This window comes from Bradyrhizobium sp. ma5, assembly GCF_042258955.1.
Taxonomy (GTDB): domain Bacteria; phylum Pseudomonadota; class Alphaproteobacteria; order Rhizobiales; family Xanthobacteraceae; genus Bradyrhizobium.
Genome location: NZ_CP170156.1, coordinates 499370 through 519544, shown reverse-complemented (window position 1 = coordinate 519544; position 20175 = coordinate 499370). Strand labels below are relative to the sequence as shown.

Here is a 20175-nt window from a genome sequence, read left to right as displayed (position 1 = left end):
CCGGATCGCTTCAGCAGACGTGGTTCGTTCGGCACGATCGAATCCGAATTGCCCGGAGCGGAGAACTCCGATCGTCGCGCAGGGAGTACGCGCGGACGTCAGTTTCATGACACGAGTTCCGTAGTCAGCGATCGCGGTTTCGCGACTCGCGGACGTCGCACTCAACCGATGATTGAATAAAAATTGCCAACGCGGCACAATCGTTTAGGTTGCACTTAGTGGAAAACACGCTATCGTGCACATGTTGACGACGCTGCATCATTGTCTTGTATTTTTCACAAATCTTACGACGTATTCGCGGAGGGACTCATGGCCGATCCGTTTCTTTCCGAAATCCGCATGATGACCTTCAACTTTGCGCCCAAAGGCTGGGCGTTCTGCAACGGGCAGTTGGTGCCGCTCAATCAGAACCAACCGCTGTTTTCATTGCTTGGCACTGTCTATGGCGGCAACGGGCAGACCAACTTCGGACTGCCCAATCTGCAGGGCCGCACCCCGATGCATGTCGGCAACGGCCATGTGCTCGGTGAACTCGGCGGCGAGCAGGCGCACACGCTTTCGATCAACGAAATGCCGCAGCACACCCACATCGCGAACGCCACCAACACCAATAGCGCACTTCTGGTGCCGGCCAACAACGTTCTCGGCGCCTTGAACAACGCCTACGCCGCGCCCGCGGCGCTGACCGCGCTCGCGCCGGGCAGCATTTCCACGGTCGGCGGCAGCCAGGCGCATCAGAACATGCAACCGTTCCTGACGATCAATTTCTGCATCGCGCTGCAGGGCATCTTCCCTTCGCAGAATTGACGGAGACCTCTCATGCCACAACCGTTCATCGGCGAAATCAAAATGTTCGCCGGCAATTTCGCGCCGGCCGGCTGGCAGTTCTGCGATGGCAGGCTGCTGGCGATTTCCGAAAACGACGCGCTGTTCAACCTGATCGGCACCACCTATGGCGGCGACGGCCAGTCGACCTTTGGGCTGCCAGACCTCCGCGGCCGGCTGCCGGTGCATATGGGCACCAATGCGGGCACCGCGTTCACGATTGGCGAAATCGGCGGCGTCGAGCAAGTCACCCTCACGACGCAGACGATTCCGGCACATACCCATACGATGCTGGCATCGCAGAACACCGGCACGAGCTCGAACCCGCAAGGCAACGTGCTCGACCAGATGAGCGGAGCGCTGCTGCTCTACAAGGAGCAAACGCCGACCACGCCGCTGAGCCCGGTGGTGATCGGACCGACCGGCGGCAGCCTGCCGCACAGCAACATCCAGCCCTTTCTGTGCATCGGTTTCATTATTTCGCTGTTCGGCATCTTCCCGAGCCAGAGCTAGGAGCGCGACACCATGGCTGACCCCTTCGTCGCCGAGATCCGCATCTTTCCGTTCAACTTCGCCCCCAAGGGCTGGGCTTTCTGCAACGGTCAGCTTGTCCCGCTCTCGCAGAACACGGCGCTGTTCTCGCTGCTCGGCACCACCTATGGCGGCAACGGCACGTCGAACTTCGGACTTCCGAACATGCAGGGCAACGCGCCACTGGCGCCAGGACAGGGACCCGGCCTCTCGCTGTACGACCTCGGCGAGAACGGCGGCTCCGATACGGTAACTCTGCTGCAATCGGAACTCGCCTCGCACCCCCACGACATGATGGCGATCAACCTGCAGGCCGACCAGGCAGCACCGGCATCGAACCGGGGCATCGCACGATCGCTCAACGGCGCGGCCTATGTCGCCGGCACTCCGACGCCCACGTTGGTGCAGATGAGCCCCAACATGATCGGACTGACGGGCTCCGGCCTGGCGCACAACAATCTGATGCCCTATCTGACGCTCAATTTCTGCATTTCGCTGCAGGGCGTCTTCCCGCCAAGGGGCTGAGGTCGTTTTGGCGCTCCCCGCTTCCTCCACTGGCGCACCCGCATTCGGCTGGGCCCGCGCGGCTCGATCCGGCTGCGGCTTTCGCCGCCTGTCGGAGGCCGACCTGCCGTTCCTCGGCCGGCTCTATGCCGCGACGCGCACCGAGGAGCTGGCGCCGGTGCCCTGGAGCGAAGCGGACAAGGCCGCCTTTCTCGATCAGCAATTCCGTGCCCAGCACGCGCACTACCAGCAATACTATCCGAACGCCGACTGGCTGGTGATCACGCGCGAGGATGAGGACATCGGCCGGTTCTACATCGAGCGCTGGCCAAGCCAGCACCGCATCATCGACATTGCCTTCATGCCGGTTCATCGCGGCAGGGGTTACGGCGAGGCGCTGCTGCGCGATGCGATGGACGAGGCGGCTGATGCCGGCAAGGACGTCTCGATCCATGTCGAGAAGCTCAATCCGGCGATGCGGCTCTATCGCCGGCTCGGTTTCGTCACCGAGGAGGACAAGGGCGTCTACGACCTGATGCGCTGGCGGGCAACAGGAGCTTCCGGCTATCAGGTGAAGATCGCCTGATAGCCGTTACCGTCCGCGAGCGGACCGATCGGCACCATGAAGACCTCGATCACGCCCAGCACCGGATGCCGCACCGGATAGATCGCCTGCGGCAACCATGCTCCCTTCGGCGTCGTGAACAGCAGCGAGAACGCACCGCCCGGCCGGCCGCTGTTGCCCACAGGCTCGACCTTGGCGAGCTTCAGCGCCACGACGCCTTCCGGCGTCTGCATCTCGAACTCCGCGCCGTGATGCGACCGGAAGTCATCGATATGCAGTTTGGCCAGATCGACGGTGGATGTCATGCGCACGTCCCTGTTGCCGTCGAGGTGTAACACACGCCGCGATGTTGCCGTCAAGATTTCTGCTGCCGGTCATCCGCGGTCTGAACCAAAGCTCACCCGGCTTTCCCTGCGCCCTCTGCTCAGGAGGAGGGCAAGTAAACGCAAGACTCGGACGCAGCGCGCCGCGAGGATGTGGAAGCATGACTCACAGAATGCGCAACACACTCGGCGTCGTCCTGGCGAAAGCCAGGACCCATTACCCCAAACCTCAATTGCTGCGCGACGCTGGGGCCGCGGTCCCTTTCATCACCAAATGCGGTGGTTATGGGTCCCGGCCCCGTGCGCAATTGCGCACTCGGCCGGGACGACGGTGGTGAACGCGGAGCCGCTGAACGTGCAACCGAGAGCCCTGATGACGGCCCCGATTTCCTCCGCTAACCTCCCCGCAAACGGCCGCCGGCAAGGTGGGCCATCTTGAGGGAGGACAGGCGCGTGCATCGAGGCCGTGTTGTATTCGGCGCCATGGACGAGGTCGTGTTCGGGCGGCCCGCCCGCGAGGCCATCGTCGAGCAACTGGACCGGCTTGGCGCCCAGCGCGCCTTCCTGATGGTGTCGGGTACGCTGAACCGCGAAACCGACGAGATCGAGAAAATCCGCGAGAAGCTCGGCACTCGTTGTGTCGGCACGTTCGACCAGATGCCGGCGCATACGCCGCGCGCCGCGGTCATCGCGGCGGCGCAACAGGCGCGTGATGCGAAGGCCGATCTGATCGTCACCATCGGCGGCGGTTCGATCACCGACGGCGCCAAGGCGGTGCAGCTTTGCCTCGCCAACAACGTCACGACATCCGACGGCATCGACACGATCCGCACCCGTGGCGGCGTCTCGCCCGAGATGAACCCTCCGACCGTGCGCCAGATCAGCGTGCCGACCACGATCGCCGGCGGCGAGTTCTCGTCGATCGCAGGCGTCACTAACGAGGCCAAGCGGCAGAAGGAGATGCTGCGCCATCCCCTGGTGATGCCGCGCGCTACCATCCTCGATCCGGAGCTGTCGGTGCACACGCCGGACTGGCTGTTCCTGTCGACCGGCATCCGCGCCGTCGATCATTGCGTCGAGGGCATCTGCTCGCGCGAGGCGCATCCTTACGGCGATGCGCAGGCGCTGAAGGGGCTGGAGATGCTGGCGGCCGGCCTGCCGCGGGCGAAGGCCGATCCGAAGGACATCTCGGCGCGGATGGATTGCCAGATCGGCACCTGGCTTTCGACCGGTCCGCTCGCCTCCGGCGTGCCGATGGGCGCGAGCCACGGCATCGGCTACGTGCTCGGCGCCGAGTTCGACGTGCCGCACGGCTACACGTCCTGCGTGATGTTGCCGGCGGTGATGCGCTGGAACAAGCGCGACAATGCCGACCGGCAGGCCCTGGTCGCGGCCGCGATGGGGCATCCGGGTGCTGACGCCGGCGACGTGCTCGACCACTTCATCCGCGACCTCGGCATGCCGCGCAGTTTGCAGGAGGTCTACGTCGGACCCGAGCATTTCGACCGCATCGCGGCGGGTGCGATGCGCACGCCATGGGTGCCGCGCAATCCGCGCAAGATCGACGGTCCATCCCAGGTCCGCGAGATTCTGGTGATGGCCGCTTAAAGCAACACTGAGGGGAGATCTGAGCTTCGATGTACACCGGCAAGCATGCTTACCTGCGCCCGCTGCAACCGGCCTACATCATGGCCGGGACCGGCGAGATCGTCACCTATCGCGAGCTCGAGGCGCGCAACAACCGTCTGGCGCATCTGTTCCGCAACCGCGGCATGAAGCGGCTCGACCACTATTCGATCTTCATGGAGAACAACAACCGCTACCTCGAGGCCTGCGGCGCCGGCGAACGTTCCGGCCTCTATTTCACCTGCGTCAATTCCTACCTCACGCCCAGTGAGCTCGCCTACATCCTGACCAACAGCCAGTCGCGGATCCTGATCACCTCGAAGCTGAAGCTCGACATCGCGCGCGAGGCGCTGAAGGAGTGTCCGCAGGTCGAACTCTGCATCGTGGTCGATGGCGACAGTGAAAGCGACCGCATCGTCGGGCTGCGTGAGGCAACTGCGGGACTGCCGGCGACGCCGATCGCGGACGAATATGCCGGCACCGCGATGCTTTATTCGTCCGGCACGACCGGCCGGCCGAAGGGCATCGTGCGGCCGCTGCCCGAGCAGCCGCCGTCAGAAAACCTGCCGCTGTTCGATTTCCTGACCAAGCTCTGGCACTACCGCGAGGGCATGGTCTATTTGTCGCCGGCACCGCTCTATCACTCGGCGCCGCAGGCCGCGGTCAATCTCACCATCCGGATGGGCGGCACCGTCGTCATCATGGAGAGCTTCGATCCCGAGCGCTATCTCCAGCTGGTCGAGAGATGGGGCATCACCCACAGCCAACTGGTGCCGACGATGTTCTCGCGCCTGCTGAAGCTGCCCGAGGAGGTGCGCGCCCGCTACGATCTGTCGACGCTCGAGATCGCGATCCATGCCGCGGCGCCCTGCCCGGCGCTGGTCAAGGACGACATGATCAAATGGTGGGGCCCGATCATCCACGAATATTACGGCGCGACCGAAGGCCTCGGCTTCACCGCCTGCAACAGCGAGGAATGGCTGGCGCATCGCGGCACCGTCGGCAAGGTGCTGCTCGGCGATTTGCATATTCTCGACGAGAACATGCAGCCCTGCCCGAAGGGCACGCCGGGCACCGTGTGGTTCAAGACTGCCACGCCGTTCGAGTATTTCAACGATCCGGCCAAGACCAGCGAGGCCCGCTCGGCGGACGGCAGCATGAGCACGGTCGGCGACGTCGGCTATGTCGACGACGACAACTTCCTCTATCTGACTGACCGCGCCACCTTCATGATCATTTCCGGCGGCGTGAACATCTACCCGCAGGAATGCGAGAACCTCCTGATCACCCATCCCAAGGTCGCCGACGCCGCCGTGTTCGGCGTGCCCAATGTCGATCTCGGCGAGGAGGTGAAAGCGGTGGTGCAGCCGGTCGACGGCATCGCGCCGGGGCCGGAGCTCGCCGAGGAGCTGATCGCGTTCTGCGCAAGCGCGCTGTCGCGCCAGAAGGTGCCGCGCTCGGTGGATTTCGAGGTCGAGCTGCCGCGGCTGCCGACCGGAAAACTCTACAAGCGCCTGCTGCGCGATCGCTATTGGGGCAACAAGACCTCGCGGATCGTCTGAACAGGCGATGCGGCGAGCCGTACGGTTGGAGTTGGGGATGCCGGACGGCGTAACTGACTCGCCCGCCGTGCGGATTCCGCGCTATGCTCCGGGATCGCAAGCCAGCATCGCCGGAGGCCGCCATGCCGTCGCCCCAGCCGCGCGAGCCGGAGCCGGGACAGGCCGGAAGGCTCGAATTCACTGCTGCCGAGATCGGCGCGCTCGCCCATCTCTATCGTGGCGAGGTCTACCGCAGCACGGTCTGGCGCACCCGCCTCGACAGCTCCACCAACTGGGCGGTGGTCACCACCGGCATCGCGCTGTCGGCGACTTACAGCAGCGCAGAGGCCTCGCCCTTGCCGATGGTGCTGGTCGGGTTGCTGGTCACGGTCTTCCTGTTGTTCGAGGCGCGGCGCTATCGCTACTTCAACGTCTGGCGCGCCCGCGCGCGGTTGCTGGAAACCGATTTCTACGCGCCGATGATCCGCGGCGAATGTCCGACGCCGAACGCGGCCTGGACCGAGCTGCTCGCCAACGACTACCGCCACCCGAGCTACCACATCAGCTTGGCCCGGGCGATCGGCCGGCGGCTGCGCCGGACCTATGGCTGGATCTTCGCGATCCAGGCCATCGCCTATTACGGCAAGCTGGCGATCCACCCGTTGCCGCTGACCACGCTGAGCGAGATCTGGGACCGCGCCTCGATCGGCCCGATTCCCGGAGCCATCGTGGTTCTGGCCGGCGTCGCCTTCCATTCCAGCTGGGCGCTGTTCGCCTTCGTCACGCATCGCATGGAGGCCGCGGGCCGACGTGCGCGGCACAATCTGATCGCGATGGGGTGAGGCGGCGCGAGCCGCGTTGCCGCTGGCGGGCTTTTCCCCTAACCTCGCCTCAACAAGAAAAGTCAGGGAGGATTTGCCGATGGAAGTGATCCCACTGCGCGAGGGATTCGGAGCCGAACTGCGCGGCGTCACGCTTTCGGATGTTGCAGCCCATGATGCCGTGTATGCCGCAGTGCGCGCGGCGTTCGAGGAACACTCGGTGCTGGTGTTCCGCGGCCAAGAGGTCAGCGACGACATCCAGCTCGCATTCTCGCGCCGCTTCGGTCCGCCCGAGACGACCAAGGTCGGCTCGATGGGCACCGGCTCGCATTTCGTGATCCTGTCGACCTTCGGACCCGACGGCAAGGTGGTTCCATCCGACCATCGGCAGCAGCTGCGCGCCAAGGCCAATCAGCTCTGGCACACCGACTCCTCCTTCAAGCGCGTGCCGGCGCTGACCTCGATCCTGTCCGCGCGCATTATCCCCGAGCATGGCGGCGAGACCGAATTCGTCTCGATGCGGCTGGCCTTCGAGCGGCTCGACAAAGACGTGGCGAAGCGGCTGGAGAACTCGTTCGCCTGGCACTCCTACGCGCATTCGCGCAGCAAGGTGGCAACCGGGCTCGCAACGACTGAGGAGGTCGATGCGCTGCCGCCGGTATGCTGGCGCATGGTCTGGCGCAATCCCGTCAACGGCCGCGGTGCGCTGTATCTCGCCTCCCATGCCTATGGCGTCGAAGGCATGGATGCCGATGCCGGCAAGGCGCTGATCGAGCAATTGACCGAAACCGCGACCGCGCCCGGCGTCAGCTATCTGCATCAATGGAAGCAGGGCGACGTCGTGATGTGGGACAACCGCGCCACCATGCATCGCGGCCGCCCCTGGCCGGCGCATGAAGGCCGCCTGATGATCCGCACCACGATCTCGGCAACCGAGGCCGACGGTGTCGCGAACATGCAGCCGCCCTCAACGCAGGCGGCGGAGTGATTTTTTTGTCGAAGCTCTCACACCGTCATCCTGAGGAGCCGCGAAACGGCGTCTCGAAAGATCGACGGCCCGGCTGGTGGCCGTTCATCCTTCGAGACGCGCGTTCCGCGCTCCTCCAGCGACAAAGGCGAAGCCTTTGCGGGGGGATGACGGAGAACAAGTGTGCGGCGACGTTCGCAATCGGCGACAAACTGTCGCTGATTGCGGACTGCTTCAAGTCGCGCGCATCGGCGTCGGCAATCGAATTCGAACAGAGATTCGTAGCTTCATAGCAAAACAGACTGAGTTCCGTACAATCACCGCCATTATTCCCGGTCCGTGGAAATTTTAATGCCGCCACGTCATCCGAATTGCCAATCCCCGCACGGCCGTCGCTGGTTGCCCGAAAGCCTCACCGTGGTATCGTCGATGCCAATCGGCCATTGAGACCGAAATTCGTGGAGGGGACCATGCGGAGCGTGCAAGCGCTGGCCGTCGCGGTGTTGTCTGTGCTGACCATCAGCGACGTTTCACGCGCAGCCGAGCCGAAATCCGGCGGCATCTTCAGGATCTATCACCGCGACAGCCCCGGCAGCGCCTCGATCCACGAGGGCGCGACCTATTCGGTGAACATTCCGTTCATGCCGATCTTCAACAACCTCGTCATCTTCGACCAGCATATCGCGCAGAACAGCGCCGACACGATCCGGCCCGAGCTTGCGGAGAGCTGGGCCTGGAGCGGCGACAACAAGACGCTGAACTTCAAGCTGCGCAAGGACGTGAAGTGGCACGACGGTAAGCCGTTCACCGCGGCCGACGTCAAATGCACCTTCGACATGCTGATGGGCAAGTCGCAGCAGAAATTCCGGCAGAATCCGCGCAAGTCCTGGTACGACCAGGTCGACGAGGTCACCACCAACGGCGACTATGAAGCATCCTTCAAGCTGAAGCGGCCGCAGCCGGCGCTCCTGTCGCTGCTCGCCTCGGGTTATTCGCCGGTCTATCCCTGCCATGTGTCGCCGGCGGAGATGCGCACCAAGCCCGTCGGCACCGGCCCCTTCAAGTTCGTCGAGTTCAAGGCCAACGAATCGATCAAGCTGACCAAGAACCCGGATTACTTCAAGAAGGGCCTGCCCTATCTCGACGGCATCGAGTTCACCATCATCACTAACCGCTCGACGGCAATCCTCGGCTTCGTCTCGGGCAAGTTCGACATGACGTTCCCGACCGAGGTCTCGATCCCGCTGCTGAAGGACGTCAAGTCGCAGGACCCCAAGGCGGTCTGCGTGGTGGAACCGAATAACGTTTCCACCAACATCATCATCAATTCGAGCGCACCGCCATTCGACAATCTCGACATCCGCCGCGCGCTGGCGCTGGCGCTCGACCGGAAAGCCTTCATCCAGATCATGTTCGAGGGCCAGGGCGACATCGGCGGCACCATGGAGCCGGCACCGGACGGCTTGTGGGCAATGCCGAAGGACATGCTGGAGCAGATCCCCGGCTACGGTCCCGACATCGAGAAGAACCGCGAGGAAGCCCGCAAGCTGATGCAGAAGGCGGGCTATGGCCCCGACAAGCACCTGCAGATCAAGGTGTCGACCCGCAACATCGCGGTGTACCGCGATCCCGCCATCATCCTGATCGACCAGATCAAGAGCATCTATATCGACGCCGAACTTGACGTCGTCGACACCGCGCAATGGTTCCCGAAGATCGCGCGCAAGGACTACTCGCTCGGCCTCAACCTCACCGGCAATGCCGTCGACGAGCCCGATCAGTCCTTCTACGAGAACTATGCCTGCGGCTCGGAGCGCAACTACACCAACTATTGCAACAAGGACATCGAGAAGCTGTTCGACCAGCAGTCGGAGGAAACCAACCTCGACAAGCGCAAGAAGCTGGTCTGGGAGATCGACAAGAAGCTGCAGGAAGACGTCGCGCGACCGATCATCTTCCATGCCCGGACCGGCACCTGCTGGAAGCCGTACGTGAAGAATGTCACGATCATGTCCAACAGCTCCTATAACGGCTATCGGTACGAAGACGTCTGGCTGGACAAATAGGCATAGCGTTTTCGAGCGAAGTCGATACCGGTTTGCGTCAAGAAAACGCGTCAGAAGAAGATTCGGGATCAGGGAGAGAGCCAGGGTGTTTGCCTATATCGTGCGGCGGCTGTTCCTGATGCTCGTGACCCTGTTCGGGATCTCGGTCATCATCTTCGTGCTGCTGCGCGTGGTCCCGGGCAACATCGTCGACATCCTGTTCGACGCCGCGGGCTTCGTCGATCCCGCCGACAAGGCCAATCTCGAGCGCGAGCTCGGCCTCAGCCAACCGATCGTGATCCAGTATCTGCACTGGATCGGCGGCCTGCTGCACGGCGACCTCGGCTATTCCTATGTCTCCGAGAAGCCGGCGCTCGAGGAGATCCTGCCGCGGATTCCGATCACCGCGCGGCTGGCGGGGCTGGCGCTGTTGTTCTCCGCGTCGATCGGCATTCCGCTCGGGGTCATCAGCGCTGTGCACCAGGGCTCGAAGCTCGACTATGCGCTGCGCGTCGTCAGCCTCAGCGGCCTGTCGCTGCCGTCGTTCTGGCTCGGCCTGTTGATCCTGATGGCCTCGGTCTCGCTGTTCGGCACCATGCCGATCTTCAATCCGAACCCGAAGACCTGGCTCGAGGCGCTGACCATCTATGCGGTGCCGGCGATGGCGGTCGGCTTCCGCAGCGCGGCGCTGACCATGCGTATCACCCGCTCCTCGATGCTGGAGATCCTGCGTCAGGACTACATCCGCACCGCGCGCGCCAAGGGCGCTTCCGAGGCCTCGGTGAACTATCACCACGCGCTGAAGAACGCGGTGCTGCCGGTCATCACCGTGATCGGCATCGAGGCCGCGTTCCTGATCGGCGGGCTTATCGTCACAGAGACCGTGTTCAACATCCCCGGCATCGCCCGCTTCCTGGTCGAGGCGCTGCGCTGGCGCGACTACCCGATCGTTCAGAACCTCGTGATGTTCATCGCAGTCGTCGTCGTGGTCGTGAATTTCATCGTCGATATGCTCTATGCGGCGATCGACCCACGTATCCGGTTCGGAGACTGAGCACGTGGCAATGATTAATTTCGAGAGCGAACTGCGCCGCGCCGGGGCCAACGCCACCGGCGGCTGGGGGCGGTTTGCGTTCCTCGCGCAGCGCCATGTGCTCGGCACCATCGGCCTGATCATCATGCTGCTGTTTCTGCTGACCGCGATCTTTGCCGATCTGATCAGCCGCTACGATCCGCTCACCGTCGATTCTGCGCACCGGCTGGCCGCGCCCTCTATGCTGCACTGGTTCGGCACCGATTCGTTCGGCCGCGACGTCTGGAGCCGCATCGTCCATGGCGCACGGATCTCGCTTGCGGTCGGCATCGGCTCCACGACCTTGGGCGCTACGCTCGGCGTCATCGTAGGTCTCACCTCCGGCTATCTCTCTGGCTGGGTCGACCTCGTGTTCCAGCGGGTGACCGACATCCTGCAATCGCTGCCGCTACTGGTGCTCGCACTTGTCATGACCGCGGCGCTCGGCCCATCGCTGCCGAACGTCATCCTTGCGATCGCCATTCCCTTGATCCCGACGGTCGCCCGCGTGATCCGCGCCAACACGCTGGCGCTGCGCGAACAGCCGTTCGTGGAAGCCGCCAAATCGATCGGCATGAGCGAGACGCGCATCGCGCTGCGCCACGTATTGCCCAACACGATCGCGCCGCTGATCGTGCTGGCCACCGCGCAACTCGGCTCGACCATCCTGACCGAGGCTTCGCTGTCGTTTCTTGGCCTCGGAATCCCCGAGCCCTATCCGTCCTGGGGCCGCATGCTGTCGGAATCCGCCGCTGAATATGTCCGCACCGCGCCGTGGCTGGTGATCTTCCCCGGCATTGCGATCAGTCTCGCGGTGTTTGGCACCAATCTGTTCGGCGACGCACTGCGCGACATCCTCGATCCGAGGCAGCGCGGCTGATGAGCGAGGCTGTTCCGACAGAGACGGTTCTCGACGTGAAGAACCTGCAGACGGTGTTCTTCACCAATTCCGGCCTGTTCCGCGCGGTCGACGACGTCTCGTTCTCGGTCCGCCGCGGCGAGACGCTCGCGATCGTCGGCGAATCCGGCTGCGGCAAGAGCGTCAGCGCGCTCTCGATCATGCGCCTGGTGCCCGATCCGCCCGGCCGCATCGTCGGCGGCTCGGTGACGCTCGAGGGTACTGACCTCCTGAAGCTCGACGATGCCGCGATGCGCGCCGTCAGGGGCAACCGCATCTCGATGATCTTCCAGGAGCCGATGACCTCGCTCAATCCGGTGATGCGGATCGGCGACCAGATCACCGAGGCCGTGCGCCTGCATCGGAAGATGAGCAGCAAGGAGGCGTGGGCGCAGGCGGTCGACATGCTGCGGCTGGTGCGCATCCCCGAGCCGGAGCGTCGCGCGCAGGAATATCCGCACCAGCTCTCCGGCGGCATGCGCCAGCGCGCCATGATCGCAATGGCGCTGGCGTGCCGGCCGGCGCTGTTGATCGCGGACGAGCCGACCACCGCACTCGATGTCACCATCCAAGCTCAGATCCTGGCGCTGATCGTCGATCTGCAGCAGCGGCTCGGCACCGGGCTGATCTTGATCACCCATGACCTCGGCGTCGTCGCCCAAACCGCGCAGCGCGTGATCGTGATGTATGCCGGCAAGAAGGTTGAGGAGGCGACCGTCGAGTCCCTGTTCGAGACGCCGCTGCATCCGTATACGCGCGGGCTGATGGCCTCGATGCCGGCGGTGATCGCGCTCGGCGCGAAGACCGATGCGCGACTGACCGAAATTCCCGGCATGGTGCCGTCGCTGACCAATCTGCCGCCCGGCTGCGCCTTCGCGCCGCGCTGCAAGCTCGCGGTCGACCGCTGTCGTCAGGAATATCCACCGCTCGACGAGGTCAAGAGCAATCACTGGGCGGCGTGCTGGCGCGCCGGCGAGATGGTGGGGGCGTCATGACCGAGCAACGCCCGCTCCTCGAAGTCACCGATCTCGTCAAGCATTACGCGGTGCGCGGCGGCGTGCTGCGCCGGCAGGTCGGCACCGTGCATGCGGTCGACGGCGTCAGCTTTTCGCTCGGCGCCGGCGAGACGCTCGGACTGGTCGGCGAATCCGGCTGCGGCAAGTCGACGGTGGCGCGCACGGTACTACGGCTGGTCGAGCCGACCAGCGGCGCGATCAAGCTGGACGGCGAGGACATCGCGCCGCTGAGCAAGACCGCGCTGCGGCCGTATCGCCGCTCGATGCAGATCGTGTTCCAAGATCCGTTCGCCTCGCTCAACCCGCGCATGACGGCCGGCGACATCGTGGGCGAGCCATTGACCGTGCACGGCATCGCAACCGGCGCGAAGAGGCAGGAACGCGTCGCCGAGCTGTTCCAGCAGGTTGGTCTCCGGCCCGACCAGATGAAGAATTTTCCGCATCAATTCTCCGGCGGTCAGCGCCAGCGCATCTGCATTGCGCGTGCGCTGTCGCTCGGACCGCGACTGATCGTCTGCGACGAGCCGGTCTCCGCGCTCGACGTCTCGATCCAGGCCCAGGTGATCAACCTGTTGATCGACCTGCAGCGCAAGCAGAACTTTTCCTACCTGTTCATCGCGCACGATCTCGCGGTGGTCGCCCATATCAGCCACCGCGTGGCGGTGATGTATCTCGGTCGTATTGTCGAGATTGCCGACAAGCACGAGCTGTTCGCCAATCCGCGCCACCCTTATACGCAGGCGCTGCTCGCCTCGGTGCCGATCGCCAACCCCAAGGCCCGGCGGCTCACGCCGCTGATCGACGGCGATGTGCCGAGCCCGATCAACCCACCCTCGGGCTGCGCCTTCCACACCCGCTGCCGCTACGCGATGGATCGCTGCAGGACCGAGCGCCCGGCGCTGCAGGCGGCTGGCACGGCGCATCAAGTTGCGTGCTGGCTGAATGACGGCACGGGAAGGAGTCAATAGCTCAGCGTCGTCCCGGCGAAGGCCGGGACCCATTACCCCGAATGCCCGTTGATTTGCCAAGCTGGGGCCACAGCTTGTTCCCAGAACATACAACGGTGGTTATGGGTCCCGGCCCCCGTGCGCAATTGCGCACTAGGCCGGGACGACGGCCGTTATGCGGCCGCCTCGATCTCCACCACGATCTTCCCAGTGGTCACCTGCTCGCCCTCGGCGACGTCGATCGACGACACCGTGCCCGCGACGCCCGCCGTATGCACGTGCTCCATCTTCATCGCCTCCAGCGTCATCACCGGCTGGCCGGCCGCGACCTTGTCGCCCGCCTTCACCAGCACCGCGACGACCCGGCCGTTCATGGCCGCGCGAACCTTGCCATCGCCGCCGGCGGCCGTAGCACTCTCCGGCGGTGCGAGGGTGAAATCGCGCGCCGACAGTGTGACGCCGCGATGCAGGATATAGAGCCGATCGCCGTCGCGCAGGAACCTGGCCTGCTCCATCAAGCCGTCGTGATGGAAACGGATGCTATCTTGGTCCAGCTCATCGATCGCGAAGCTGAAGCGATCTCCATTGCGAGTGGCGAGGTAGCTGCCGTCGCGCACGCGAAATATCTCGATCTCCTGCACGCCGTGACCGAGGTCAATCCGCAGGCCGAGCGGGAATGTCGCCGACAGCGAGCGGCCGCGCTGCCACGGGGGCGCGTGCGGATTGGTGACATAGAGCAGCAGCGCCGCGAGCGCGAGGTCCCTGCCGCGATCGGGCCGCAGCGCCAGCAGCACATCGCGGTTGTTGCCGATGAAAGCCGTGGTCGCCTCGCCCTTGGCAAAGACCGAATGACGCAGGCAATCGATCAGGAACCCCTGATTGGTGGTGACGCCGAAGGCCGTGACCTGCTCCAGCGCGCAGATCAGACTGCCGCGTGCCTCGTCGCGGGTTGCGCCATGGCTGATCACCTTGGAGATCATCGAATCGTAGAACGGCGGGATCTCCGAGCCGGACTGCAGCGCGTGCTCGACGCGGATGCCATCCGGCATCTGCCACCGCGCCATCGTGCCGGATTGCGGCATGAAGTCATGCCCAGCATCCTCCGAGCAGAGTCGCACCTCGATGGCGTGACCGGAGAAAGTGATGTCCTCCTGCGCCAAGCCGAGCGGCTCGCCCCTGGCGACGCGAAGCTGCAATTCGACCAGATCGAGACCGGTGATCGCCTCGGTCACGGGATGCTCGACCTGCAGCCGCGTGTTCATCTCCATGAAATAGAAATTGCCGGCGCGATCGAGCAGGAACTCCAGCGTGCCCGCGCCCTCATAGCCGATCGCCCTGACCGCCTCGACTGCGACCGCACCCATCCGTGCGCGCAGCTCCGGCGTCACCGCGGGCGACGGCGCTTCCTCAATCAGCTTCTGGTGCCGCCGCTGCACCGAGCAATCGCGTTCGCCGAGATGGACCGCGTTGCCATAGCGATCGCCGAACACCTGGATCTCGATGTGGCGGGGATCGACGATGGCGCGCTCGAGGATGACGGTGGGATCGCCGAACGCACCCTGCGCCTCCGACCGCGCACTGCGCAGCGCATCCGGAAACGCGGCGGCATCCGCGACCAGCCGCATCCCGCGGCCACCACCGCCGGCGACCGCCTTGATCATGACCGGAAATCCAATTGCCTTGGCTTCCGTCAGCATCACCGCGTCGCTCTGGTCGGCGCCTTGATAGCCGGGTACGCAAGGCACGCCGGACTTCTGCATGATCTCCTTGGCGCCGGCCTTGTTGCCCATCGCAAGGATCGCTTCCGGCGACGGACCGATAAACACCAGCCCGGCATCGCGGCAGGCCTGCGCAAAATCCTCGTTCTCGGCGAGGAAGCCGTAGCCGGGATGCACCGCGCCAGCGCCGCTCGCCTTGGCGGCCGCGATGATCGCGTCGATCTTCAGATAGGATTGCGCGGGCAGCGCCTCGCCGATCCGCACCGCCTGATCGGCCTCACGCACATGCAGCGCGTCGCGATCGGCGTCGGAGTAGACCGCGACTACGCCATAGCCGAGCCGCCGCGCCGTATGCATGATGCGCAGCGCGATCTCGCCGCGATTGGCGATCAGGATCTTGAAGAACGGTGTCCGCTTCACGATGGTACCGCTCATGGCCGTGCCACCGAGAACTGCATGCGTTGCGGGGTGCGTGCTTCCGCCTCGCGGCAGATCGCCAGCACCTCCGACAGCACCGTCCGCGTATCGCGCGGATCGATCACGCCGTCGTCGAGCACCCGGGCGCTGGTCGAGAACACGTCCATCTGGCCGTCGAATACGCCGGTGATCTGCGCCTTCATTGCCTCCAGCTTCTCCTTCTCGATCGGCTTGCCGCGCCGCGCAGCAGCGGCTTCAGTGACGATCGCCATGGTTTCGGCGGCTTGCTCGCCGCCCATCACCGCGGTCTTGGCGTTCGGCCAGGAGAAGCAGAAGCGCGGATGGAAGCCGCGGCCGCACATGCCGTAATTGCCGGCGCCGAACGAGGCGCCGCAATACAGCGTGATCTGCGGCACCGTCGCCGAGGTCACGGCCTGGATCATCTTCGATCCGTGCTTGATCATGCCGGCCTCTTCATAAGCGCGGCCGACCATGTAGCCGGTGGTGTTGTTCATGTAGAGGATCGGCGTGCGCGACTGGCAGCAAGCCTGGATGAAATGGGTCGCCTTGTTGGCGCCGGGCACATCGAGCGGCCCGTTGTTGGTGATGATGCCGATAGCCTGCCCTTCGATACGCGCGTGGCCGCAGACCGTCGCCGAGCCGTAATTGGCGCCGAACTCGGTGAAGTCGGAATCGTCGATAAAGCGCGCGATCGCCTGGCGCATGTCGACGGGACGCTTGTGGTCCATCGGCATGATGCCGAGCAGCTCCTCAGCGTCATAACGCGGCGGCTTCACCGCAGCGGGCTCCGGCGCGGGCCGGTCCCAGGGCAGCTTGGCCATGATCTCGCGCGCGATGCGCAGCGCATCGCGGTCATCCTCAGCGAGATAATCGCCAAGGCCGGAGATCTGGGTGTGCATCTCGGCGCCGCCGAGCTCCTCCTCGGTCGCGATCTCGCCGGTGGCGGCTTTGAGCAAAGGTGGCCCAGCGAGGAACGCGCGGGTGCGGCCGCGCACCATCACGATGTAATCGGAAAGCCCTGTCTGATACGCACCGCCCGCGGTCGAGGAGCCGTGGGTGACGGTGACGACGGGAAGCCCCGCCGCTGACAGCCGAGCCAAATTGCGGAAGATGTTGCCGCCGCGGACGAAATCCTCGACGCGGTAGCGCAGCAGGTTGGCGCCGGCGCTTTCGACCAACTGCACATAAGGCAGCTTGTTCTCCAGCGCGAGCTCCTGCACCCGCAGCGTCTTGTCGAGGCCGTAAGGTTGCAGCGCACCGGCGTCGATGCCGGCATCATTGGCGCTGACCATGCAGCGAATGCCGGAGACGAAGCCAATGCCGGCGACCAGCCCGCCGCCGGGCACGCTCTTGTCCGCGTCCGGCACATCGAACATGTAGCCGGCGAGCGTGGACAGCTCGAGGAACGGCGAGCCGGGATCGAGCACCAGCGCGACGCGCTCGCGCGGCAGCAGTTGGCCGCGTTTGTGGAAGCGGTCCTTGGCCGCGGCGGATGCGGCGCGCGTGCGCTCCTCCAGTCCCCGCATCCGGGCGATCAGCGCCAGCATGCCGTCGCGATTGCTCTGGAACGCGGCGCTGCCGGTGGCGATGGTGTTCTCGATGATAGCCACTAGGCGCGCTCCACAAAATGCCCACTGTACTGCTGCCGCAGTTCGACCTTGCGCAGCTTACCGGTCGCGGTCATCGGCATCTCCTCGAGGATACGCACCAGTTTCGGCACCTGGAAGCCGCCGAGATGCTTTCTGCAATGCGCCTCGATGCCGGCCTCGTCGGCCACCGCGCCGGGCTTCAGCTTGACGAAAGCTGACACCGCCTCGCCCCATTGCGGATGCGGCAGGCCGACCACGGCGGCATTCTGCACGGCAGGGTGCGCCAGCAGCGCCTCCTCGATCTTGACGGAAGCGACGTTCTCGCCGCCCGACTTGATCATGTCCTTCTTGCGATCGAGGAACAACACCTCGCCATTGCCGTCGATCAGGGCAAGATCGCCGGTATGGTGCCAGCCGAACTTGCGCGCCTCCTCGGTCGACTTCGGGTCCTTGTAATAACCCATCATCACGTTGGGTCCGCGGTGCACCAGCTCGCCGATCTCGCCGCGCGGCAGCAGCTTGCCGTTGTCGTCCATGATCGCCGTCTCGTTGACGATCAGCGACTCGCCCCAGTAATTGCCGAAGCGCTCGAGCTGCACCTCCGGCCGCGACATCGTCGTCGCCGGGTACATCTCGGTCTGGCCACTGGTCAGCACGAAGTTCGGACACATGTCCGCCATCGCGCGTTCGAGCAGCGGCTTGCCCATCGGCGCCATCGTGTAGATGCAGCAGCGCAGGCCCGTGAGATCGTATTCGCGGCGGCGCGGATGATCGAGGATCGCCTGGTACATCAGCGACAGGCCGACGAACACAGTGAGTTTGTCGCGGACGATCGCCTCCATGCAGACCACCGGATCGAAGCCGCGCATCAGCGCCATGCGGCCGCCGACCGAGAGATAGCTGAGCAGCAGCACGTGGCCGGCACAATGGAACAGCGGAAACTGGCCCGTGATCCCGTCGTCACGCGAGAGCTGCATCTCGATGCAGTTGCTCATCACGGCCATGACCACGGCGAGATGGCAATGCATCGCGCCCTTCGGACGCGACGTGGTACCCGAAGTGTAGATGATCATCGCGAGATCGCGGTCGCTGATCTCGATCTCAGGCTCGATATCGGATTGCCCCTCCAGCAGGCCGTTGAACTCCTGCAATCCGGTCTTGCCGGCATTGCCGGTCAGGTCGATCGCGATCATCTCCATGCCGCGGGCTTCCAGCGCGGCGCGCCGGTCGGCCTGGGCATGGAGATTGTCGTCGATGACGGCAAAACGGACCTCGGCGTGGCCGAGGATGTAGTCCATGTCCGCCGGGCCGAGCATGGTGTTGATCGGTACCCAGACCAGACCGGCGCGGTGGATGCCGAACAGCGCTTTGACGAACTCGACCGAGTTGTTGCAGATCGTCGAGATCTTCTCACCGGGCTTCAGCCCGCGCTGCACCAGATGGTTGGCGAAGCGATTGGCGTCGCGCTCGAGCTCGGTGAAGGTGACTTGCCTAGTGCCATCGGTCAGCGCGACGCGATCCGGAAACCGCCGCGCGGCGCGCTTGAGGAGGTCGCCGATCGCGACCCGCCCGATGCGGCCCGGCCCGGTGACGCCGCCGGTTGCTGCGAGATTGTGCATAGCTCGTTACTCCCCGCTGTCATTCCGGGGCAGCCCGCAGGGCTGAGCCCGCAATCCATACTCACGATCGTGGTTATGGATTCCGGGCTCGCGCTGCGCCCGCCCCGGAATGACGTCAGTGCCTGACCCCGAAAATCTTCCGCGCTTCCGCAGGGCTCGCGATCTCGCGGCCGGCGCGCCGCGCGCAGGCGGCGAGCCCTTCGACGAGCTGCCCGTTCGACGTCACCTTGGTGCCGTCGCCGAGATAGAACGTGTCTTCCAACCCGCTGCGCAGATGGCCGCCGAGATCGGCGGCGCGCTGGTGCAGCGGCCAGATCTCGGCGCGGCCGATCGCGGTGACCTGCCAATGCGCATCCGGCGCCTTCAGCTTGAGCAGGATCGGCAACAGCTCCGGATCGGCCGGCATGCCCGAGGCGACACCCATGACGAAGTTGTATTCGAGCGGGCCGGAATACATTCCGGTCTGCCGGTACATCCCGACGCAGCGCACGATGCCGACGTCGAAGCACTCGAATTCGGGAATGGTGCCGGCGGCCTTCATCACGTCGAGATAATCCTGCACCTTCTCGACCGCGTTATCGAACATCATCGGCGGCCACGCCCAGGTGTTGTCGGCCTTGACCTTCAGATAATTCAGCGAGCCGGCATTGCAGGCCGCGATCTCGGGTTTGGTTTCGCGCACGCAGTCGAGCGCGCCCTGGTAGTGCGGACCGGAGGTGCCGGTGGTGTGGTTGATGATCACGCCGGGGCAGGCCTCGCGGATCGCCTGCTGGATCTCCTTGCTGACGCCGACCTCCCATGACGGCAGGTGGCCCTTGTTCGGCTCCTGCTGGCGCAGATGGATGTGCATGATGCTGGCGCCGGCGTTGAACGCGGCCTTGGCTTCGCGCGCCATCTCTTCCGGCGTCACCGGAACATTGTGCTGCTTCGGGTCGGTAAGCACGCCGTTCAGCGCGCAGGTGATGACGGCCTTGTCGCTCATGAGTCTCTCGTCCGGGTTGCGGCGCACCTGCGCGGTTGATTTTGCCATGATGAGAAATTTGTCTGTGCGCCATCTTGCGTTGACTGGCTAAGTGGATGCGCTCACGACGGAATCCGCCGTCAGCCGGTTAACACAAGACGCGACGCCC

General features: G+C 64.6%; 18 protein-coding genes. 13 read left to right on the top strand and 5 right to left on the bottom strand.

Going from position 1 to position 20175, the window contains the following annotated elements:
• Positions 1-309 precede the first annotated feature (309 nt).
• Genes ACE103_RS02380 through ACE103_RS02365 form a run of 4 tightly spaced genes read left to right on the top strand, consistent with a single transcriptional unit; the run spans position 310 to position 2446 of the window.
• Entirely contained in the window at positions 310-807 is a 498-nt protein-coding gene (locus tag ACE103_RS02380) for a phage tail protein (protein WP_375778191.1), read from the top strand.
• A 12-nt stretch (positions 808-819) separates the two neighbouring features.
• A complete protein-coding gene (locus tag ACE103_RS02375; RefSeq protein ID WP_223974670.1) occupies positions 820-1338 on the top strand; it encodes a phage tail protein in 519 nt (172 codons plus the stop codon).
• A 12-nt stretch (positions 1339-1350) separates the two neighbouring features.
• Positions 1351-1881: a phage tail protein gene (locus ACE103_RS02370; protein WP_223974668.1), complete on the top strand. Its 531-nt coding sequence runs from the start codon at positions 1351-1353 to the stop codon at positions 1879-1881.
• 7 nt (positions 1882-1888) lie between these two features.
• Positions 1889-2446: a GNAT family N-acetyltransferase gene (locus ACE103_RS02365; protein WP_375778190.1), complete on the top strand. Its 558-nt coding sequence runs from the start codon at positions 1889-1891 to the stop codon at positions 2444-2446.
• Here ACE103_RS02365 and ACE103_RS02360 read toward each other — a convergent pair.
• Positions 2428-2730: a DUF6916 family protein gene (locus ACE103_RS02360; protein ID WP_375778189.1), complete on the bottom strand. Its 303-nt coding sequence runs from the start codon at positions 2728-2730 to the stop codon at positions 2428-2430. The two genes, ACE103_RS02365 and ACE103_RS02360, sit on opposite strands and share 19 nt — an antisense overlap.
• Positions 2731-3201: 471 nt before the next feature.
• Here ACE103_RS02360 and ACE103_RS02355 point away from each other — a divergent pair, with 471 nt between their 5' ends.
• The 9 genes from ACE103_RS02355 to ACE103_RS02315 all read left to right on the top strand — a co-directional run bounded on the left by ACE103_RS02355 (position 3202) and on the right by ACE103_RS02315 (position 13702).
• Positions 3202-4356, top strand: a complete 1155-nt coding sequence (locus tag ACE103_RS02355; protein ID WP_375778188.1) for an iron-containing alcohol dehydrogenase — start codon at positions 3202-3204, stop codon at positions 4354-4356.
• A gap of 29 nt (positions 4357-4385) precedes the next feature.
• Positions 4386-5936: an AMP-binding protein gene (locus tag ACE103_RS02350; RefSeq protein WP_375778187.1), complete on the top strand. Its 1551-nt coding sequence runs from the start codon at positions 4386-4388 to the stop codon at positions 5934-5936.
• 122 nt (positions 5937-6058) lie between these two features.
• Positions 6059-6757: a DUF2270 domain-containing protein gene (locus tag ACE103_RS02345; protein WP_375778186.1), complete on the top strand. Its 699-nt coding sequence runs from the start codon at positions 6059-6061 to the stop codon at positions 6755-6757.
• A 79-nt stretch (positions 6758-6836) separates the two neighbouring features.
• Positions 6837-7724, top strand: a complete 888-nt coding sequence (locus tag ACE103_RS02340; RefSeq protein ID WP_375778185.1) for a TauD/TfdA dioxygenase family protein — start codon at positions 6837-6839, stop codon at positions 7722-7724.
• 449 nt (positions 7725-8173) lie between these two features.
• The gene (locus tag ACE103_RS02335; RefSeq protein WP_375778184.1) at positions 8174-9769 is read left to right on the top strand and encodes an ABC transporter substrate-binding protein; all 1596 of its coding nucleotides are present in this window, start codon (positions 8174-8176) and stop codon (positions 9767-9769) included.
• A gap of 85 nt (positions 9770-9854) precedes the next feature.
• A complete protein-coding gene (locus tag ACE103_RS02330; protein WP_074129975.1) occupies positions 9855-10802 on the top strand; it encodes an ABC transporter permease in 948 nt (315 codons plus the stop codon).
• A 4-nt stretch (positions 10803-10806) separates the two neighbouring features.
• The gene (locus tag ACE103_RS02325) at positions 10807-11700 is read left to right on the top strand and encodes an ABC transporter permease (protein ID WP_375778183.1); all 894 of its coding nucleotides are present in this window, start codon (positions 10807-10809) and stop codon (positions 11698-11700) included.
• Positions 11700-12713 (top strand): ABC transporter ATP-binding protein, encoded by a 1014-nt coding sequence (locus ACE103_RS02320; RefSeq protein ID WP_375778182.1) that lies wholly within the window; start codon positions 11700-11702, stop codon positions 12711-12713. Before ACE103_RS02325 ends, ACE103_RS02320 begins: the two co-directional genes overlap by 1 nt.
• Complete coding sequence (locus tag ACE103_RS02315; RefSeq protein ID WP_375778181.1) at positions 12710-13702, top strand: ABC transporter ATP-binding protein; 993 nt, start codon at positions 12710-12712, stop codon at positions 13700-13702. Before ACE103_RS02320 ends, ACE103_RS02315 begins: the two co-directional genes overlap by 4 nt.
• A gap of 152 nt (positions 13703-13854) precedes the next feature.
• Here ACE103_RS02315 and ACE103_RS02310 read toward each other — a convergent pair whose 3' ends face one another.
• From ACE103_RS02310 to ACE103_RS02295, 4 genes are all read right to left on the bottom strand, one after another.
• On the bottom strand, positions 13855-15834 hold the full coding sequence (locus ACE103_RS02310) for an acetyl/propionyl/methylcrotonyl-CoA carboxylase subunit alpha (protein ID WP_375778180.1): 1980 nt from the start codon (positions 15832-15834) through the stop codon (positions 13855-13857).
• On the bottom strand, positions 15831-17447 hold the full coding sequence (locus ACE103_RS02305) for an acyl-CoA carboxylase subunit beta (RefSeq protein ID WP_375778179.1): 1617 nt from the start codon (positions 17445-17447) through the stop codon (positions 15831-15833). The genes ACE103_RS02310 and ACE103_RS02305 overlap by 4 nt, the downstream gene beginning before the upstream one ends.
• Entirely contained in the window at positions 17447-19045 is a 1599-nt protein-coding gene (locus tag ACE103_RS02300; protein ID WP_375778178.1) for an AMP-binding protein, read from the bottom strand. Before ACE103_RS02300 ends, ACE103_RS02305 begins: the two co-directional genes overlap by 1 nt.
• Positions 19046-19160: 115 nt before the next feature.
• Positions 19161-20027, bottom strand: a complete 867-nt coding sequence (locus ACE103_RS02295) for a 3-keto-5-aminohexanoate cleavage protein (protein ID WP_375778177.1) — start codon at positions 20025-20027, stop codon at positions 19161-19163.
• Positions 20028-20175 lie beyond the last annotated feature (148 nt).

Bases quoted from the DNA above. Each gene is read 5' to 3' on its own strand.
- ACE103_RS02335 (WP_375778184.1), top strand. From the start codon at position 8,174: ATGCGGAGCGTGCAAGCGCTGGCCGTCGCGGTGTTGTCTGTGCTGACC.
- ACE103_RS02315 (WP_375778181.1), top strand. From the start codon at position 12,710: ATGACCGAGCAACGCCCGCTCCTCGAAGTCACCGATCTCGTCAAGCAT.
- ACE103_RS02340 (WP_375778185.1), top strand. From the start codon at position 6,837: ATGGAAGTGATCCCACTGCGCGAGGGATTCGGAGCCGAACTGCGCGGC.
- ACE103_RS02375 (WP_223974670.1), top strand. From the start codon at position 820: ATGCCACAACCGTTCATCGGCGAAATCAAAATGTTCGCCGGCAATTTC.
- ACE103_RS02320 (WP_375778182.1), top strand. From the start codon at position 11,700: ATGAGCGAGGCTGTTCCGACAGAGACGGTTCTCGACGTGAAGAACCTG.
- ACE103_RS02360 (WP_375778189.1), bottom strand. From the start codon at position 2,730: ATGACATCCACCGTCGATCTGGCCAAACTGCATATCGATGACTTCCGG.
- ACE103_RS02310 (WP_375778180.1), bottom strand. From the start codon at position 15,834: ATGAGCGGTACCATCGTGAAGCGGACACCGTTCTTCAAGATCCTGATC.
- ACE103_RS02350 (WP_375778187.1), top strand. From the start codon at position 4,386: ATGTACACCGGCAAGCATGCTTACCTGCGCCCGCTGCAACCGGCCTAC.
- ACE103_RS02380 (WP_375778191.1), top strand. From the start codon at position 310: ATGGCCGATCCGTTTCTTTCCGAAATCCGCATGATGACCTTCAACTTT.
- ACE103_RS02295 (WP_375778177.1), bottom strand. From the start codon at position 20,027: ATGAGCGACAAGGCCGTCATCACCTGCGCGCTGAACGGCGTGCTTACC.
- ACE103_RS02370 (WP_223974668.1), top strand. From the start codon at position 1,351: ATGGCTGACCCCTTCGTCGCCGAGATCCGCATCTTTCCGTTCAACTTC.
- ACE103_RS02300 (WP_375778178.1), bottom strand. From the start codon at position 19,045: ATGCACAATCTCGCAGCAACCGGCGGCGTCACCGGGCCGGGCCGCATC.
- ACE103_RS02345 (WP_375778186.1), top strand. From the start codon at position 6,059: ATGCCGTCGCCCCAGCCGCGCGAGCCGGAGCCGGGACAGGCCGGAAGG.